The following is a 15829-nucleotide window of genomic DNA, read 5'->3' as shown; positions in this document are numbered from 1 at the left end:
GGAACCCGATGAGCCACGACACCGCGATCATGGATCTGCGCCGCGACCTGACCGACGAGGCCATGGTCCGGCTGCACGGCGACCTGGCCGACCTGGCCCGCCGCTACCCGGTCGAACCGGTCACCGCCGTGGCCGGGCAACTGCTGGAGACCCAGGAGCTCGGCTTCACCGCCCTGGAGGCCGGACCCGACCCCGACCGCGACCGGCACCGGTACGCCCTGGTGGCGGTCGCGACCGGGTTGATGGCCCACGTCAGCCACGACCTGGGCCGCAGCCATCAGGCGATGGCGCTGGCCCGCACGATGTACGCGTGCGCCGACAACGCCGACCACGGCTGCCTGCGGTCCTGGGCCCGCGGGATGCAGAGCATGATCGCGTTCTGGGCCGGCCGACCGCAGGAGGCGGTCCGGTTCGCCGAGTCCGGCAGCGCCATGGCCGCCGAGTCCACCGGCACCGTCGCCTGCTGGCTGACCAGCCTGCTGGCGCGGGCGCACGCGATGCTGGGCGCCGTCGAACCGACCCGCCTGGCCCTGGTCCGCGCCGACGACCTGCGGGAGCGCCACGTCAGCGACGACCTCGACGCCCTGGGCGGGCAGCTGACGTTCAGCCCGGCCCGGCAGCACTGCTACGCCGCCCACGCGTACGCGACGCTGCCCGAGTGCGCGCAACAGGCTGCCCACGAGGCCACCCGCGCCCTGGCCCTGTTCGGGTCCGGCCCGGCCGAGCAGCGCTCCTACCGCGACGAGGCGGCGGCCAGGTGCGCGCTGGCGCTGTCACGGGTGCACACCGGCGAACCCGACGGCGCCCGCGACGCGCTGGCCCCCGTGCTGTCACTCGACCTGCCCAGACGCGTCACCGAGGTCATGGTCAGCGTCAACCGGGTGTACACCGCCCTGCGCGAGCCCCGCTACGCCGACGTCGCCGTGGCCCGCCAGCTGCGCGACGAGATCGAGTTCTTCACCCAGCGCCCCGCCTCCGCCCTGACCAACTGACCGACCCGGCCCGGCCCCGACCGCCGGGCGCGGGGGTGCGTGCAATTTCGGGGAAAGTGCTGGAATCAAGGCCTCCTTTCGAGCACTTTCACCGAAACTGCGCGAACGCGTCCCGAACGCGGCGGGGCGGGGGCGGGGGCGGGGGCACGGCGGGGTGCGGCGTGTCACCTGGCGCTGCGGGCCAGGCGCACGACCGTGGCGTGGGCGTCGGCGACCACGTCGGCGTCGGGGCGGTGGCCGTGCAGCGCCCGGGCCGCGTCGCCCGCGGCGATCAGGGCCAGCACCGGCACGCCCAGCCCGTCGGTCAGGTCGGCCCACTCGTTCCACGTCGGCCGGTCCTCGCCCCACCACAGGTAGCCGCCCGGCGCGGCGGGCCAGAACCGCTCCCGGTAGCGCAGCAGCACCTTCTCGGCCTGGCCGGTGCCGACTCGCGCCAGCGCGGCCGCGTGCCCGGCCGGCAGCGGCGGCTCCAGCACCAGGGTCGGCAGCACCGCCAGCGGCACCGCGAGCACGGCCCGGTCGGCGCGCAGCCGCCCCCACGGCCCGTGGACGGTGACGCCGTCCGGGTCGGTCCTGACACCGGCCACCGGGTGGTCCAGGGCCACCTCAAGCCCGTCGGCCAGGGCCTCGCACAGCCGGGACATGCCCGCGGGCAGCCACCGGTCGCCCTCGCCGACCCCGGGCTCACCGAACGTCCCGCGCGCCGACGCGACGCTGAAGTCCAGCCCCGACTCCAGGGTGATCGCGGCGGCCACGGCGTAGTCCAGGACCCGGGCCCGTGCCGGGTCCAGGGTCGCCCGGTGGGCGGCCAGGACGTCGGCGACCGGCGCGTCGGCGGTCGCGGTGGCGGCCGCGGCGTGGGCGCGCAGCGCCGCCAGGGCCTCGTGCACCCCGGAGACCGGCCCGGCCGGTGACAGCGGCAGCGGGGCGCCGAAGTCGGTCGCGACCGCGACCAGGCCCAGGTCGGCGGCCACGCGGCCCAGCGGGTTGCAGGGGTACTGCTGAAGCCACGCCGCCCCCAGGTCGGCGCCGACCCCGCCCAGGTCGACGGTGCGTACCCGGCCGCCGACCCGGTCGCGGGCCTCCAGCACCCGCACGCGCAGACCGCGGTCGCGCAGCACCCGGGCCGCGGCCAGCCCCGCCATCCCCGCCCCCACGACGGCGACGGTCTCGCCGGGCCGGGCGGTGGCCAGCAGGTGCGCGGCGGCGGCGCGGCCGGACTCGTACGCGCCGTGGACCATCGCGGGGCTGGTCGGGTGCACACCCTCACCGGCGAGCACGAGCCGGTCGCCGATCGGGGCGGCCAGCCGGGCCCGGTCGGCGGCGGTGCCGCCCAGCAGCAGGCCGGTCCAGGCGCCGCGCGCGTACGGGTCGGTGCCCCACCGCGACACCGCCCACGCCACCGGCCCGCCGCCTCGGCTGTCGTCCATCAGTGCAGTGTGCCGCCCCGGGTGGGCCACCGCCGGGATTGCGGCGGTCAGCCGGGCACGGGGCGGCCGACGACCGCCTGGTACGCCTGCTCGTAGCGGTCGTCGTCGAGGTCCAGGTGCCCGGCGGCGTCGCGGTGGAACGCGCCGTTGGCGAAGCACGCGTTCACGACGGCGGCGAGCTGGGCGATGCTGTCGAACTCGATCGCGGCCGGGCCCGCCTCCGGCAGCACCGCCGCCACCGCCGGTTCGGCGCCGTCGGTCCACACCGCCGCGTACAGGTCGGTGCCGCAGCAGACCAGCAGCGGCAGCCACGCCCCGGCCAGCAGCGGGTCGTCGCCGCCGCTGTGGGCGGCTTTGACGGCCAGGGCCTCGTCCAGGCTCGCGTGCCAGTACCAGGGCATGGTGTAGGCCTCGTCGACGGTCTGGCCCGGGGCGTCGGCGACGCCGTCGCAGCAGGCGAACCACTCGACGACGGCGTCGGGGATGCCGGGGCCGAGCGCGGCCTCGATCTCGGCCCGGCTGCGGCCGGGCAGTAGCAGCGGCGCGGACGGCAGGTCGAGGCGGGCCAGCCAGGCCCGCCACTGGCCGAGCTGCTCGGTGAGGGTCTCGGTGCGGGGCACGGCGGCATCGTGCCACGCGCCGCGCCCGCGTGGGGGGCGGGCGTCAGCTGGGGCCGGTGGCCAGCCAGGTGGTCCCCAGGGCGTCGAGGCCGCTGCGCTGCGCGGCCGTCAGCGGGGTGCGGCCCATCGCGGCGCGCAGCAGGTCCGCCCGGTCGGCGCCCAGCAGGGCGGCGGCCGCGCCGGCCTGGTGGCCGAACAGCAGCCCGGTGACGACGTCGGCGGCCTGCGGGGTCAGCCACGGGTCCGCGCCGAGGGCGTCGGCCAGGTCCAGGCCGTGCACGGCCAGCTCCACCACCCGGGTCACCTGGAAGTCGGTCAGCCGCATCGGGTCGCCGTGCCGGGTCGCGACGAGCCGCTCACCGGTGGCGGCCACCCGCTGCACGACCGCCGTGCACTGCTGCTCGCACCAGTCGATCAGCTGCGGGCCGGTCCGGGCGGCGGCGAACTCGTGCGCGGCGGCGACCCGGGCGCTGTCGGCGGCCGGGGCGAACCGGTCGTCGGGGGCGTAGTAGGCGGGGGTGCTGATCGGCAGCGCCTGCGGCGGGTCGGCGTCGAGCATCTCCAGGGTGCGCCAGACCGCGACGGCGGTATGGGCCAGCTCGTCGCGCACCGACCAGGGCGGGCAGCAGGTGGGGGAGTCCAGGTCCGCCTCGGGGGCGGCCCGCAGCCCCGCGGCCAGGGCCGCAGCCTCGGCGGCGAGTGCGGCGTTGACGGTCTCGGCGTCGGGGACCAGCGACACGACCCGGAACCGTTCGGCCACGCACACGGTGTCGTCGCCGACGGTGAACCCGGGATCGCCCAGGTGGGCGCGCAACTGCTCGCTGTGCCAGAACCGCTCGTGCGCGGCGCGCCACTGCGCGACCGACGTGTAGCCCTCGCCCTCGTCGACGGCATGGTCGAGGTCGACGTCGGCGAGGGCGACCAGCCGTACGCCGGTGAGCTGGATGATCGCGAGCGGGGCGCCGGCGGAGTCGATGACGACGCTGCGCTCGCCGGGGGCGGGCAGGGGCTCGCCGTCGTGCTCGTACTCGGCGAGCAGGCCGGTGGAGGAGGTCTTGGCTCCGGCGAGGATCGCGGCGGTGAGCTGGTCGCGCAGCGGGCCTGGGAAGGCGAACTCGGCCACGGGCAGGTCGGCGTAGGTCACGGACGCCGAGCTTAGCCCTCGGGCGCCGGGTCGTGATCGGACGGTGCCGCCGGGGGGCTTGACGGTCTTGCTACGCGCTGCGATGCTACGCGCAACGTAATAGAAAGGTGGTGTCGTGGCAGGACTGTCCGACCTCGGCCGGTACTCCGAACCCGCCCTGTACGTGCTGATCAGCCTCGCCGAGGGCCCCAAGCACGGGTACGCGATGCAGGACGACATCGGCGCGCTCACCGGCACCCGCCCCGGACCCGGGACCCTCTACGGCGCCGTCCGGCGGCTGGAGGAGCACGGCTACATCGAGGCCCTGCCCGAGCAGGACCGGCGCAAGCCGTACCGGCTCACCGACACCGGCCGTGCCGCCCTGACCGCCGAACTGCGCCGGATCGAACACCTGGCCGGCACCGGCCTGCGCCGCCTGGCGGTGGCCTGATGCGCCGCCGCCTGATCACGCTCGTGCTCGCCCTGTACCCGCGCGGCATCCGCGAACGCTATGGCGACGAGATCGCGGACCTGCTGCATGACTCGACCCGCCCGTGGCGGGACCTGGCCGACGTGACCTGGTGCGCCCTCGGCGACCGGGTCACCCACCGAGCGGAGACGATCACCATGGCCCGTGCCCGCACCACCGCGCTGCGCGCCGCCTGGCTGCTGGCGTCCCCGGCCGCGCTGACCGCCGTCCTGGTCGCGTTCATGGCCGCGGCGGGCCCGGCCCTGTTCCTGGCCGAACGGTTCACCCGGGTCGACGAGCACGCCGCGCACACCGCGTACGCGGTGATGGTCCTGCCCACCGCCGCGCTGGCGGCGCTGCTGGGCGCCTGGACCGGTCGCCGCGGCGTGGCCCGGGCCTGGCTGACGGTGCCCGTCGCGATGGCGCTGGGCCTGGTGGCGATCGCGTCGGTGCCCGGGGCCGGGCAGATCCTCGGCGAGCACACCGGCGCCAGCGCGGCCGCGATCGCGCTGTGGGCGGCGGGCACGGCCGCGCTGGCCCGGCTCAGCCCGGCCCCGGGTGAGCGCGGCCGCGGCCGGTGGCGCCGGCCCGCGCAGGTGCTCGGGGCCCTGGCCGTGCTCGAACTGGCCACCATGGCGTACGTGCTGATCAGCCTCGACCAGGTCCGCGCCCCCCGCCACTACGCCCTGCTGTGGTATCCCGCGGCGATGACGAACCTCGACCGCGGCGTGGTCGACGGCGCGTACCTCCAGCTCGCCGACGTCATCAAGTTCCTGCCCGCGATGCTCACCGTGTGCACCGTGTTCGCGCTGACCGTGAGCGCGGTCACGGCCAAACCGGCCCGCGTCGCGGCACAACCGGCTTGACTCTCACGTAACGGCAGCCCACAGCCTTGTCCACGGAAGGGAGAGAACCGTGGCATACACCGTGGGAAAGGTCGCCGACCTGGCCGGAGTGACCGTGCGCACGCTGCACCACTACGACGAGATCGGCCTGCTGTCGCCCGGTGGGCGCTCGCACAGCGGCTACCGCCGCTACGACGACGCCGACCTGGAACGCCTGCAGCAGATCATGTACTACCGGGAGCTGGGGTTCTCACTGGAAGAGATCGCGGCCATCCTCGCCGATCCGCGCGCCGACGCCACGGCGCACCTGCGCCGCCAGCACGAACTGCTGACCGGCCGGATCAAGCGGATGCAGGAGATGGTCACCGCGATCGAGTTCGCGATGGAGGCAGACAAGGTGGGAATCCAGCTCACGCCGGAGGAGCGCTTCGAGGTGTTCGGGGACTTCAACCCCGACGACCACGCCGAGGAGGCGCGGCAGCGCTGGGGCGGCACCGACGCGTACCAGGAGTCGGCACGGCGTACCGCGCAGTACAGCAAGGACGACTGGCTGCGGCACAAGTCCGAGAACGAGGACTGGGGGCGGCGCGTCACCGAGCTGATGGACTCCGGTGCCGCCGCCGACAGCCCGGCCGCGAAGGAACTGGCCGAGGCGCACCGGCAGATCATCAGCCGGTGGTTCTACGAGTGCTCGTACGAGATCCACACCGGCCTGGCCGACATGTACCTGGCCGACGAGCGGTTCACGGCCACGTACGAGGCGATGAAGCCGGGGCTGACGCAGTTCCTGCACGACGCCATCCACGCCAACGCCGTCGACCGGGCGTAGGCACCCCGTACCGCCGCAGGTCCCGCCAGGTGCGCGGGCCTGCGGCGGTCAGTTGTCGGACTTGATGCGGGTGTCCGGGCCCGGGTACAGCAGGCCCTCGTGCTGGTCGTCCTCCCAGCGCACCGTGTACGGCGGGCTGCCGTCCTCGTGCGGCACCGCGACGATCACACCGATGCGGCGGTGGTCGCCGACGTGCGCGCCCTCGACGATGATCGTGTCCCCGATCTTGGCTTTCATGGGGCTCACCTCCTCGTCCATTGTCCGGTCGGTGGGGCTCCGCCGCAGGTCAATGCGAACCCGTCCAGCCGGGCAGGGGGAGGGACCAGCGCAGGGGGTCGGTTCGGGTGAAGCCGAGGCGGGCCAGGACGGCGGCGCTGGGCTGGTTGTCGAACTCCAGTTCGGCCGTGACCCGCCGGGCACCGGCCCGCGCGGCCGCCCCGACCAGCGCGCCCGCCGCCTCGGTGGCGTAACCGTTGCCGCGGGCCGACCGGGCCAGCCCGTAGCCGATCTCGACCGTGCCGTCGCCGTCGGGCAGACCGTGGAAACCGGCTCCGCCGACGAACAGGCCGCTGTCGCGGACCTGGACCGCGTACGGCACCCACAGCCCGCCCGGCGCCCCCGCCTCCAGATACATCCGGGCCGTGACCTGGTCACCCTCGAACGGATAGTCCGGCGCCCAGCGCGGATCACGCGGCGCGGCGTCGGCGATGCGCGCCGCCAGGATCGGGGTGTACGGGTGCAGCACCAGCCGCGCCGTCTCGATCACCACCACGGAACCTTACTCCCGCACGCGGGCGAGCGCCCGGCCCGCTCATCGGCGAGGATGACTGCCATGACGTGGACCGCCCCGCCGACCACCCGCCCGGACCTGCCGACCACCGGCGACGAGCGCACGATCCTTGAGGGCTACCTCGACTGGCACCGTGCCACCGTGCTGCTCAAATGTGCCGGGCTCACCGGCGGGCAGCTGTGCCGGGCGGCCGTGCCGCCCTCGCCGCTGACCCTGCTCGGCCTGGTCCGGCACCTGGCCGACGTGGAGCGGATCTGGTTCCGGGTCCGGTTCGCCGGGCAGCAGGTGCCGAAGCTGTACCAGCACGCCGACGGCGCCCCCGGCGCCTCGTTCGACCTGGCCGACCCGGCCCACGCCGAGCGCGACCTGGACCGGCTGGTGCAGGAGTGGCAGGAATGCCGGGATGCGGTCGCCGGGGCGGACCTGTCCGACGAGGTCGAGCTCGGCGGCAAGCCGGTGTCGCTGCGCTGGATCTACGTCCACATGATCGAGGAGTACGCCCGCCACAACGGCCACGCCGACCTGCTGCGCGAAGGCGTAGACGGCACCACCGGCGCCTGAACCGGCCGGACAGCCCCGCCGGGGGTGCGGCCACACCCGCGGTGAGCTGCGCGACCGCACCCGTGCGGGCATGCGTCATGTCCCGTACGCGCCAGACCCGCTACGCTTCGCAGTGTGGACCGCCGCGACCGCCGCGCAGCGGCCGCGCCGCAGCAGGCGCGGCCGGGCCGCCATGCCGTCGTCGTGGCGGACCTGGCCGAGCTGCACGGCCCGACCGGCGGGGTGGTCCAGCTGCCGCACCGGCTGTTCTGGCAGCGCGACCGAGGCGTCGACCTGGCCGACACCCACCTGCTGACCTGGTTCTACGAGACCGTGCTGCGCGAGGCCCGCAGCAGCACCGAACTGCGGGCCTGGTTGCACGGCCCGACCCTGGTGCGGCTGTGGCCCGACCTGTTCCTGCCCCGCGGCATCCGCCGCGCCTGGGAGGAACGGCACCCGCAGCTGCGGCCGCAGGTCCCCGCCCCGTGAACAGCGGCGCTCAGGCGCTGCAGGACGACGTCGCCCGCATCGCCCTGTCGGTGGCGCGCGCGCACGGGTTCGCCCTCGGCGGCGGCCACGCCCTCAACCTGTACGGCATCGTCCACCGCGCCACCGAGGACGTCGACCTGTTCACCGACCTCGACGGCGGCGTGCGCGCCGCCGGGCAGATCGTGGCCGCCGCGCTGCGCGACGTCGGGCTACACGTCACCGAGCACGGCGACGACCTCGGCGACCTGTTCGAGGGCCTCGACGACGAGCTCGTCGAGTTCGAGGTGACCCGCGGCCCGGACGTGATGCGGCTGACCCTGGCCCGGTTCGACCGCGAACGCGGCCCCGTCCTCGTCATGGACATCGGACCGGTCCTGCACCTGGACGACGTGCTCGGCGGCAAGATCGCGGCCCTCGCGGCCCGCGCCGAACCGCGCGACTACGTCGACGTGGCCGCCGCGCAGCGCCGCTACGACCGCGACCAGCTGATCGAGCTGGGCCTGCGCGCCGACCCGTCCCTGACCGGCGACGACTTCGCCGCCGCGATGCGGCGCCTGGACCGCCTCGACGACACCGTCTGGCAGCACCTGTACGGGCTGAGCCCGCAGGCGTGCGCGGCGGTGCGGGACGCGTTCGCCGACTGGCCCCGCTGAACGACGCGACCCGTCGCGCCCCGGATCGATGTGCTGCGGGGCTGAGCGCACCGGCCGCGGCCGCGGCTGCTTGGATGGGGCCATGACGGAGCAGCCGCGGTCGGCGGACGAGATCCTCGACATCGTCGACGAGCAGGACCGGGTGACGGGCCAGGCCCGCCGCGCCGACGCGTACGCCCGCAGGCTCATCCACCGCTGCGTGTTCATCCTGGCCAGCGACCCGGACGGGCGGATCTTCGTACACCGGCGCACCGCGACCAAGCTGGTGTTCCCGTCCTGCTACGACATGTTCGTCGGCGGGGTCGTCGGGGCGGGGGAGTCCTACGACGAGGCGGCGCAGCGGGAGGCGGCCGAGGAGCTGGGCGTGGCCGACCTGCCCGAACCGCGGTTCCTGTTCAAGTTCCTGTACCAGACCCCGGAGCACGCGTGGTGGTCGGCGGTGTACCGGGTGACGGTGCCTGGTCCGGTCGACCCGCAGGTCGAGGAGGTCGCCTGGCACGACTTCCTGACCCGGGAGCAGCTGGACGCGCGGCTGGGCGAGTGGGACTGGGTGCCCGACGGCCTGGCCGCGTGGCGAGAGCTGGCGGCGCGCGCCTGAAGCGCCCCACGCCAGGCGACGCCCGCGATCACGCGCGCCCGCGGCGTCCCGGCTGTCACAGGAGCAGCGTCTCGAGCTGCGGCAGTCGACCGAACAGGTCAGGCAGGCCGCGCAGGCCGTTGCGCACGGACTCGTGCGACAGCGCCAGGTCGGGGCCGGTGCTGGCCTCGACACCGGCGAGGCAGCGCAGGATGTTCCACCTCGTGTGCCCCAGCCAGCCGCCGATCAGGTACACGAACCAGCTCGGCCCTGGTGGCGGCAGTGCCCCGCCCGCCGCGGCATAGCCGTCGAGGACCGAGCGGAAGACGGCGGGCTCGATGTCGTCGAAGCCGGGTCCCTTCGCGAGACTCAGCGCGGTCGAGCCGAGCTCACCGGACAGGTCGAGCCGCCCCGAGAGTTCCCAGTCGAGCACCACCGGCCTGCCCTGTCGGGCGAGCAGGTTCCACGGCTGGACGTCCCGGTGGGTCAGCACGACGGGGCCAGGCCGTTCGCAGGTGTCGACGAAGCGGGCGATCGCGAGCAACGTCTCGACGTGGGCGGCGAGTTCGTCGGCCCACGGCTGTCCGGTCGCCGCCGCCCGCGCGGCGAGCTCGGGCCAGTCCCGTGACACCGGCTCCTCGTCCGACACCTCGGGCCACGCGACGTCGAGCGCGTGGACGCGGGCGAGGATCTCACCGATCTCCGCCGCGTACGCCGCGGACACCGGTGCTTCGGGCACCGTCTCCCCCTCGGCCCAGCGGTGGACGAGCGTGTCATGGTCGGCCGAGATCGGCTCCGGCATCGGGATGCCGGCGGCGAAGGCCGCCCGCTCGAACCTGAACACGTCCTCGACGCGGTAGGCCGAGCGGCGGTCGGCGAGGTTCAGCTCCTTCACCGCGAACGACCCCTGGTCGGTGTCGAGCCGGTACATCCGGTTGGCGAACCCGCCGTGGACGCGGACCATCGGCCCGGTCGGCGCGCCGAGGTGCGAAAGGTCCACCCTCGCACTCTAAGGGCCGGCGGGTTCATCGATGCGCCGGACCGAAGGCGCCTCAGATCGGTTCGACCCCGGTCGGCAGGCGGCTCCACGCCGACTCCTCGTGCAGGTATCCCAGCAGCACCTCCCGCAGCGCCCGCGCGGCGTGGGTCGGGACGACGTCGCGGCGGTGCGCCAGCGCGATGGTGCGCTGCACCCCGGGCGGGGCCAGGGGAGTGGACCGCAGCCGGGGGCGGCCCGACAGCACCAGCGACGGCACGAGCGCGACCCCGAGCCCGGCCTCGACGAATCCGAGGACCGCGTCCATCTCGCCGCCCTCGATCGCGAACGACGGGGTGAACCCGGCGCGGCGGCACGCCTCCAGGGTGGTGTCGCGCAGGTCGTATCCGGGCCGGAACATGACCAGCGGCTGGTGCTCCAGCTCCGGCAGGGTCAGCGCGGCCGCCTCCGTCGGGGCGGGCAGCGTCGTGGCGGAGGCGACGACCAGGCTCTCGCGCAGGATCGGCTCGGCCCGCAGCGCCGGGTCGGTGCCCTGGTCGGGCAGCACGATCAGGGCCAGGTCCAGGCCGCCGCGGGCCAGTTTGCCGACCAGGTCCTGCGAGCCGCCCTCCTCCAGCAGCAGCCGCACCCCCGGGTAGCCCTCCTGGTAGCGGCGCAGCACCGGCGCGACGAGACTGGTGCACAGGCTCGGGGTGGCGCCCAGCCGCAGCCGTCCCCGGCGTACGCCGATGAGCTCCTGGACCTCCAGGCGGGCGGTCTCGACGTCGGCGAGGATGCGCCGGGCGCGGGGCAGCAGCGCCTCCCCGGCGGGGGTCAGCGTGATGTTGCCGCGCGAGCGGGTGAACAGCGGCGCGCCGAGCTCGGTCTCCAGGACGTGGATCTGCTTGCTCAGCGACGGCTGGGTCACCCCGGCCTGCTCGGCGGCCTGGGTGAAGTGCCGTGTCTCGGCGACCGCGACGAAGTACTTCAGCTGCTGCAACTGCACTCCGATAGCGTACGGCCATCAACCGCCCACCCACGATGCCCGGGGTGGGGCGGGGGAGAGGCCAGTGAGGTTTCACACGCCGTGAGGGATGGGTCACAGGGACGGCGGGGGCCGCTGGGGCGCATTGGCTGCTGCCTGGCCTGAAAGCACGCTGAAAGATCAATACCCGAGGTTTCGGTATAGCCACCGGCTATCGACTCCGCACGACCGATGCATTGGACGCCTGATCCACACCGTCCTAGCCTGCGAGACGTGGCAGTAGCGAATCAGACCCTCACCCGACCTGGACTTCTGCGGTCCACGGTCGGCCAAAAGGTGATCATGGCGGTTTCGGGAGCACTCCTGGTGCTCTTCCTCGTCGCGCACATGGTCGGCAACCTCAAGATCTTCTTTGGCGCGCAGACGTTCGACTCGTACGCCCACTGGCTGCGCGAGATCGGCGAGCCGATGCTGCCGTACTCGGCGTTCCTGTGGATCCAGCGGGTCGGCCTGGTGGTCGCCGTCGTCGCCCACATCTGGGCCGCGACCGTGCTGACGATCCGCGCGAAGAAGGCCCGGCCGGTCAAGTACGCCCACCGCAAGCCCGTGCAGGGCAGCTACGCCGCGCGCACCATGCGCTGGGGCGGTGTGATCATCGTGCTGTTCGTGGTCTACCACATCCTCGACCTGACCACCCGCACCATCAACCCGGTCGCCAACACCAGCAAGGCCCACGCGGCGGTCGCCGCCGACTTCGCCCCCGACCGCTGGTACGTCGCCGCGTTCTACGCCCTGGCCGTGATCGCGCTCGGCTTCCACCTGCGCCACGGCATCTGGAGCGCGCTGCAGACCCTGGGCGTCAGCAACGACCGCCGCGAGCGCGCCCTCAAGGGCGTCGCGCTCGCCGTGGCCGTCGTGATCGTCGCCGGGTTCCTCTCCGTCCCGTTCGCCGTACTCACAGGGCTGGTGAAGTGACATGTCGGACTACTACACCCTCGGCGACCCGGTCGCCGACACCAAGGCGCCGCAGGGCCCGATCGAGAACCGCTGGGAGCAGCGCCGCTTCGGCGCGAAGCTGGTCAACCCGGCCAACAAGCGCAAGCTGACCGTCATCGTGGTCGGCACCGGCCTGGCCGGCGGCTCGGCGGCGGCGACCCTGGGCGAGCTCGGCTACCAGGTCAAGTCGTACTGCTACCAGGACTCCCCGCGCCGGGCGCACTCGATCGCGGCGCAGGGCGGCATCAACGCGGCGAAGAACTACCGCAACGACGGCGACAGCGTCCACCGGCTGTTCTACGACACGGTCAAGGGCGGCGACTTCCGCAGCCGCGAGTCCAACGTCCACCGGCTGGCCCAGATCTCGGTGCAGATCATCGACCAGTGCGTGGCCCAGGGCGTCCCGTTCGCCCGCGAGTACGGCGGCCTGCTCGACACCCGCTCCTTCGGCGGCGCGCAGGTGTCGCGGACCTTCTACGCCCGGGGCCAAACGGGCCAGCAGCTGCTGCTGGGCGCGTACCAGGCCCTGGAGCGGCAGATCGCGGCCGGCACCGTGCAGATGCACGACCGGCACGAGATGCTGGAGCTGGTCATCGTCGACGGCCGGGCCCGCGGCATCGTCGTACGTGACCTGGTCACCGGGGAGATCACCACCGAGTTCGCCGACGCGGTCGTGCTCGCCTCCGGCGGATACGGCAACGTGTTCTTCCTGTCGACCAACGCCAAGGGCTGCAACGTCACCGCGTCGTGGCGGGCGCACCGCAAGGGCGCGCTGTTCGCCAACCCGTGCTACACGCAGATCCACCCGACGTGTATCCCGGTCTCCGGCGACCACCAGTCCAAGCTGACCCTGATGTCGGAGTCGCTGCGCAACGACGGCCGCGTGTGGGTGCCCAAGGCCAAGGGCGACGCCCGGGTCCCGGCCGACATCCCCGAGGATGAGCGCGACTACTACCTGGAGCGCATCTACCCGGCGTTCGGCAACCTGGTGCCGCGTGACATCGCCTCGCGTGCCGCCAAGAACGTGTGCGACGAGGGACGCGGCGTCGGTCCCGGCGGTCTGGGCGTCTACCTGGACTTCGCCGCCGCGATCGGCCGGCTCGGCCGCGACGCGGTCGAGGCCAAGTACGGCAACCTGTTCGAGATGTACCAGCGCATCACCGGCGAGGACCCATACACCACGCCGATGCGCATCTACCCGGCCGTGCACTACACGATGGGCGGGCTGTGGGTCGACTACGACCTCCAGTCGACCGTCCCGGGCCTGTTCGTGATCGGCGAGGCGAACTTCTCCGACCACGGCGCCAACCGCCTCGGCGCCTCGGCGCTGATGCAGGGCCTGGCCGACGGCTACTTCGTGCTGCCCAACACCATCGGCGACTACCTGGCCGCAGGCCCGTTCCCGAAGCTGGACGCCGAGAACGCGCAGGTGGCCGAGGCCCGCAAGCAGGTCGAGGACCGCATCGAGAAGCTGCTGTCGATCAACGGCGACCGCACCGTCGACTCGTTCCACCGCGAACTCGGCCGCATCATGTGGGAGTACTGCGGCATGGAGCGCACCGACGCGGGCCTGCGCAAGGCGATCTCCGAGATCCGCGAGCTGAAGGCCGAGTTCTGGCAGCGGGTGAAGGTCCCCGGCGACGGCGAGGGCCTCAACCAGTCGCTGGAGCGTGCGGGGCGCGTCGCCGACTTCTTCGAGCTGGCCGAGCTGATGTGCATCGACGCGCTGCACCGCGAGGAGTCGTGCGGCGGGCACTTCCGGGCCGAGAGCCAGGACGCCGACGGCGAGGCCCAGCGCGACGACGAGCGGTTCAGCTACGTCGCGGCCTGGGAGTTCACCGGCGACAGCCCGGTCCTCCACAAGGAGGACCTGACCTTCGAGTACGTACACCCGAGCCAGCGGAGCTACAAGTGACCCAGAAGTCGATGAGCCTGAAGCTGCGGATCTGGCGGCAGGCCGACGCCCGGGACAAGGGCGCCATGGTCACCTACCAGCTGCAGAACGTCTCCCCGGACATGTCGTTCCTGGAGATGCTCGACGTGCTCAACGAGCGGCTGACCCTCGACGGCGAGGACCCGGTCGCGTTCGACCACGACTGCCGTGAGGGCATCTGCGGCATGTGCAGCCTGGTCATCAACGGCGTCCCGCACGGGCCGGAGAAGGCGACCACCACCTGCCAGCTGCACATGCGGCACTTCAAGGACGGCGAGACGATCGACATCGAGCCGTGGCGGGCCAAGGCGTTCCCGGTCGTGAAGGACCTGGTCGTCGACCGCCGCGCGTTCGACAAGATCATCCAGGCGGGCGGGTACATCTCCGCGCCCACCGGTTCGGCCCCCGACGCCCACGCCGCGCCGGTGCCCAAGGCCGACGCCGACGCCGCGTTCGAGGCCGCGACCTGCATCGGCTGCGGTGCCTGCGTGGCGGCGTGCCCCAACGGCTCGGGCATGCTGTTCACCGCCGCGAAGATCACCCACCTGGGCCTGCTGCCGCAGGGCCAGCCCGAGCGCGACGCGCGCGTCATCGACATGATGCACGCCCACGACGAGGCCGGGTTCGGCGGCTGCACCAACACCGGCGAGTGCACCTCGGTGTGCCCGAAGGGCATCCCGCTCCAGGCCATCGCTCGGCTGAACAAGGACTTCCGGCACGCCCTGCGCGCCGCGTCCTGACCCCGTACGCCGGAGAAGGCCCGCACCCGCCGTGACGGGTGCGGGCCTTCGCGGTCAGTCCGGTCTGCGGCCGGACCAGATGGGCGTGGTACGCCGCAGGACGAGGTCCCCGTCGGACAGTGCCAGCACCCCGCGGTGGAACCGCTCGCGGTGCTCGTCGGGCAGGGCCTCGACGAACGCGCGGTAGCCGTGGCTCATCGCCCACTGCCACAGCGTCGCGGTGTCGGCGAACGGGATCGCGACACCGGCCTGGTCCTCGCGCAGGTCCACGAAGCCCGCCTGCTCCAGCAGCTCGGCGGCGTCGATCGGCCGCCCGAACTCGCTGCCGGGCGCCAGATGCCCGGAGAACTCGATGAACAGGGCGTCCAGGCGGCTGCCCAGCGCGGTCGGGTCGTGCGGGGAGCCGCCGCGCGAGCGGGCGCTGCCGCCGGTGATCGCCAGCCGCCCGCCCGGCGCCAGCACCCGGTACGCCTCGCCGACTGCGGCAGCCGGATCGTCGACCAGGTGGACGACGAACGAGGACGCGACGAGGTCGAAGCTCGCGTCCGGCAGCGCCAGGGCCTGTGCGTCCATGACCCTCGCCTCGACCTGCGGGTATGCCGCGGCCAGCTGCGCGACCATCGCGGGTGCGGCGTCCACGGCCGTCACCGCGCAGCCCCGGGCCAGCGCGGCCGCGGTCAGCGCGCCCCGCCCGCAGCCCAGGTCGAGGAACCGGCAGCCCGACGGCGGGTCGATCGCGGCGACGATGGCCGTGCCGTACTCGGCGAAGAACGGGGCCACCTGGTCGTAGTCGGCGGCGATGCGGTCGAAGAGCTTCCACGTGGGTCCGGTCACGACACCGG

General features: G+C 73.6%; 19 protein-coding genes and 1 pseudogene. 11 read left to right on the top strand and 9 right to left on the bottom strand.

Translation table 11 applies throughout. The features are described from left to right. The first annotated feature begins 8 nt into the window (after positions 1-8). Positions 9-992, top strand: a complete 984-nt coding sequence (locus Cs7R123_RS20700) for an XRE family transcriptional regulator (RefSeq protein ID WP_212829368.1) — start codon at positions 9-11, stop codon at positions 990-992. 164 nt (positions 993-1156) lie between these two features. Here Cs7R123_RS20700 and Cs7R123_RS20695 read toward each other — a convergent pair whose 3' ends face one another. The 4 genes and pseudogenes from Cs7R123_RS20695 to Cs7R123_RS40255 form a co-directional block, all read right to left on the bottom strand. Beyond that, complete coding sequence (locus Cs7R123_RS20695; RefSeq protein WP_212829367.1) at positions 1157-2422, bottom strand: FAD-dependent oxidoreductase; 1266 nt, start codon at positions 2420-2422, stop codon at positions 1157-1159. A gap of 47 nt (positions 2423-2469) precedes the next feature. Next, positions 2470-3042: a hypothetical protein gene (locus Cs7R123_RS20690; protein WP_212829366.1), complete on the bottom strand. Its 573-nt coding sequence runs from the start codon at positions 3040-3042 to the stop codon at positions 2470-2472. 43 nt (positions 3043-3085) lie between these two features. After that, positions 3086-3802: a maleylpyruvate isomerase family mycothiol-dependent enzyme gene (locus tag Cs7R123_RS40260; RefSeq protein WP_374707090.1), complete on the bottom strand. Its 717-nt coding sequence runs from the start codon at positions 3800-3802 to the stop codon at positions 3086-3088. After that, positions 3776-4186, bottom strand: a pseudogene (locus Cs7R123_RS40255) (ASCH domain-containing protein); the annotation flags it as partial. The pseudogene Cs7R123_RS40255 and the gene Cs7R123_RS40260, both read right to left, overlap by 27 nt. Before the next feature lie 115 nt (positions 4187-4301). Here Cs7R123_RS40255 and Cs7R123_RS20680 point away from each other — a divergent pair. The 3 genes from Cs7R123_RS20680 to Cs7R123_RS20670 are packed head-to-tail and all read left to right on the top strand — an operon-like array spanning position 4302 to position 6308. Then, a complete protein-coding gene (locus Cs7R123_RS20680; RefSeq protein WP_244872043.1) occupies positions 4302-4616 on the top strand; it encodes a PadR family transcriptional regulator in 315 nt (104 codons plus the stop codon). Beyond that, positions 4616-5500: a hypothetical protein gene (locus tag Cs7R123_RS20675; protein ID WP_212829363.1), complete on the top strand. Its 885-nt coding sequence runs from the start codon at positions 4616-4618 to the stop codon at positions 5498-5500. The genes Cs7R123_RS20680 and Cs7R123_RS20675 overlap by 1 nt, the downstream gene beginning before the upstream one ends. 49 nt (positions 5501-5549) lie before the next feature. After that, the gene (locus tag Cs7R123_RS20670) at positions 5550-6308 is read left to right on the top strand and encodes a MerR family transcriptional regulator (protein WP_212829362.1); all 759 of its coding nucleotides are present in this window, start codon (positions 5550-5552) and stop codon (positions 6306-6308) included. Positions 6309-6356: 48 nt separating this feature from the next. Here the strand turns inward: Cs7R123_RS20670 and Cs7R123_RS20665 are convergent, their stop codons facing one another. Beyond that, on the bottom strand, positions 6357-6545 hold the full coding sequence (locus tag Cs7R123_RS20665) for a DUF1918 domain-containing protein (protein ID WP_212829361.1): 189 nt from the start codon (positions 6543-6545) through the stop codon (positions 6357-6359). Between the two features lie 49 nt (positions 6546-6594). Continuing rightward, positions 6595-7077, bottom strand: coding sequence for a GNAT family N-acetyltransferase (locus Cs7R123_RS20660; protein ID WP_212829360.1), 483 nt, complete (start codon positions 7075-7077; stop codon positions 6595-6597). Positions 7078-7140: 63 nt separating this feature from the next. On the opposite strand from Cs7R123_RS20660, the gene Cs7R123_RS20655 reads away from it, so the two are divergent. From Cs7R123_RS20655 to Cs7R123_RS20640, 4 genes are all read left to right on the top strand, one after another. Beyond that, a complete protein-coding gene (locus tag Cs7R123_RS20655) occupies positions 7141-7659 on the top strand; it encodes a DinB family protein (RefSeq protein ID WP_212829359.1) in 519 nt (172 codons plus the stop codon). Positions 7660-7773: 114 nt separating this feature from the next. Next, positions 7774-8127, top strand: a complete 354-nt coding sequence (locus tag Cs7R123_RS20650; protein ID WP_212829358.1) for a hypothetical protein — start codon at positions 7774-7776, stop codon at positions 8125-8127. Next, on the top strand, positions 8124-8780 hold the full coding sequence (locus tag Cs7R123_RS20645; RefSeq protein WP_244872042.1) for a nucleotidyl transferase AbiEii/AbiGii toxin family protein: 657 nt from the start codon (positions 8124-8126) through the stop codon (positions 8778-8780). Before Cs7R123_RS20650 ends, Cs7R123_RS20645 begins: the two co-directional genes overlap by 4 nt. Positions 8781-8862: 82 nt before the next feature. Next, the gene (locus Cs7R123_RS20640; protein ID WP_212829357.1) at positions 8863-9378 is read left to right on the top strand and encodes an NUDIX domain-containing protein; all 516 of its coding nucleotides are present in this window, start codon (positions 8863-8865) and stop codon (positions 9376-9378) included. Between the two features lie 55 nt (positions 9379-9433). Here Cs7R123_RS20640 and Cs7R123_RS20635 read toward each other — a convergent pair whose 3' ends face one another. Together Cs7R123_RS20635 and Cs7R123_RS20630 are read right to left on the bottom strand one after the other, a co-directional pair. Further along, positions 9434-10357, bottom strand: coding sequence for a phosphotransferase family protein (locus tag Cs7R123_RS20635; protein WP_212829356.1), 924 nt, complete (start codon positions 10355-10357; stop codon positions 9434-9436). Between the two features lie 52 nt (positions 10358-10409). Continuing rightward, positions 10410-11339, bottom strand: a complete 930-nt coding sequence (locus Cs7R123_RS20630) for a LysR family transcriptional regulator (protein ID WP_374707007.1) — start codon at positions 11337-11339, stop codon at positions 10410-10412. 210 nt (positions 11340-11549) lie between these two features. Here Cs7R123_RS20630 and Cs7R123_RS20625 point away from each other — a divergent pair, with 210 nt between their 5' ends. Genes Cs7R123_RS20625 through Cs7R123_RS20615 form a run of 3 tightly spaced genes read left to right on the top strand, consistent with a single transcriptional unit; the run spans position 11550 to position 14987 of the window. Then, on the top strand, positions 11550-12293 hold the full coding sequence (locus Cs7R123_RS20625) for a succinate dehydrogenase cytochrome b subunit (RefSeq protein ID WP_212829355.1): 744 nt from the start codon (positions 11550-11552) through the stop codon (positions 12291-12293). 1 nt (position 12294) lies between these two features. Next, positions 12295-14229, top strand: a complete 1935-nt coding sequence (locus Cs7R123_RS20620) for a fumarate reductase/succinate dehydrogenase flavoprotein subunit (protein WP_212829354.1) — start codon at positions 12295-12297, stop codon at positions 14227-14229. A gap of 11 nt (positions 14230-14240) precedes the next feature. After that, complete coding sequence (locus tag Cs7R123_RS20615; protein ID WP_212834358.1) at positions 14241-14987, top strand: succinate dehydrogenase/fumarate reductase iron-sulfur subunit; 747 nt, start codon at positions 14241-14243, stop codon at positions 14985-14987. Between the two features lie 54 nt (positions 14988-15041). Here the strand turns inward: Cs7R123_RS20615 and Cs7R123_RS20610 are convergent, their stop codons facing one another. Continuing rightward, the gene (locus tag Cs7R123_RS20610) at positions 15042-15821 is read right to left on the bottom strand and encodes a class I SAM-dependent methyltransferase (RefSeq protein ID WP_212829353.1); all 780 of its coding nucleotides are present in this window, start codon (positions 15819-15821) and stop codon (positions 15042-15044) included. Between the last annotated feature and the right edge of the window lie 8 nt (positions 15822-15829).

Origin of the sequence: Catellatospora sp. TT07R-123, from assembly GCF_018327705.1 — a bacterium.
Lineage (GTDB): Bacteria > Actinomycetota > Actinomycetes > Mycobacteriales > Micromonosporaceae > Catellatospora.
This window is presented reverse-complemented; position numbering and strand designations above follow the sequence as displayed.

Excerpts from the sequence above, each read along its gene's own strand:
- Cs7R123_RS20700 (WP_212829368.1), top strand. The coding sequence starts at position 9 with ATGAGCCACGACACCGCGATCATGGATCTGCGCCGCGACCTGACCGAC.
- Cs7R123_RS20695 (WP_212829367.1), bottom strand. The coding sequence starts at position 2,422 with ATGGACGACAGCCGAGGCGGCGGGCCGGTGGCGTGGGCGGTGTCGCGG.
- Cs7R123_RS20675 (WP_212829363.1), top strand. The coding sequence starts at position 4,616 with ATGCGCCGCCGCCTGATCACGCTCGTGCTCGCCCTGTACCCGCGCGGC.
- Cs7R123_RS20665 (WP_212829361.1), bottom strand. The coding sequence starts at position 6,545 with ATGAAAGCCAAGATCGGGGACACGATCATCGTCGAGGGCGCGCACGTC.
- Cs7R123_RS20655 (WP_212829359.1), top strand. The coding sequence starts at position 7,141 with ATGACGTGGACCGCCCCGCCGACCACCCGCCCGGACCTGCCGACCACC.
- Cs7R123_RS20640 (WP_212829357.1), top strand. The coding sequence starts at position 8,863 with ATGACGGAGCAGCCGCGGTCGGCGGACGAGATCCTCGACATCGTCGAC.
- Cs7R123_RS20625 (WP_212829355.1), top strand. The coding sequence starts at position 11,550 with ATGCATTGGACGCCTGATCCACACCGTCCTAGCCTGCGAGACGTGGCA.
- Cs7R123_RS20620 (WP_212829354.1), top strand. The coding sequence starts at position 12,295 with ATGTCGGACTACTACACCCTCGGCGACCCGGTCGCCGACACCAAGGCG.
- Cs7R123_RS20615 (WP_212834358.1), top strand. The coding sequence starts at position 14,241 with ATGAGCCTGAAGCTGCGGATCTGGCGGCAGGCCGACGCCCGGGACAAG.